At 62.8% G+C, this 551-nt stretch carries 1 protein-coding gene; it reads right to left on the minus strand.

Features of this window, described 5'->3' with window-relative positions; translation table 11 throughout:
• Positions 1–58: 58 nt before the first annotated feature.
• Positions 59–454 (minus strand): type II toxin-antitoxin system ParD family antitoxin, encoded by a 396-nt coding sequence (locus J5M67_RS27625; protein ID WP_243434917.1) that lies wholly within the window; start codon positions 452–454, stop codon positions 59–61.
• Positions 455–551: the final 97 nt, after the last annotated feature.

Genomic DNA, 551 nt, shown 5'->3' on the forward strand with positions numbered 1-551 from the left:
CACGCCGGCCGCGCGCGTTGGCCGGACGGCACTGCGCGCGTACCGCCGACATCGGCCGTTACGGGCGGCGCCTCGGCCGCGCCGGCTTGGCTTCGTCCTTGTCGGCCGCCCATTGGGCATCCGGATCGAGTGCGAATTCGCCGGAATTCACGGCGTCGCGCAGCCACGCTCCGACTACACGATCGCGGGCAATGAGTGTGCGCAGCGCATCGCGGATGACCTCCGATTCCGTTGCAAACTCGCCCGTTGAAACTTTTGCGCGAATGTAGTAGGCCATTTCATACGGAAGCGAGATACTCAGCGTTCGGGTCGTGCGCATGGAGATTCGATAAATATCGGGAAACCGGCCCACCGGCCTTGCCTGATGAACGGCGGTGCCGTTTGTCACGGCTTGTTGGAGGGCTGTGCGCGGCGATATGTTCCAGCGCCGCGATAATTTTTGAAAGCCAGCCATGCCGCTCTAGCGTTCCGACGTTCTCCGCTCATCCTGAAAACCGTGTTGAGCGCCCTGAAGCGAGGCGGACAAGCCGAGGATGGAACGGGTGCAGAAG

Origin of the sequence: Pseudomonas sp. 30_B (genome assembly GCF_017491605.1) — a bacterium.
Taxonomy (GTDB): domain Bacteria; phylum Pseudomonadota; class Gammaproteobacteria; order Pseudomonadales; family Pseudomonadaceae; genus Pseudomonas.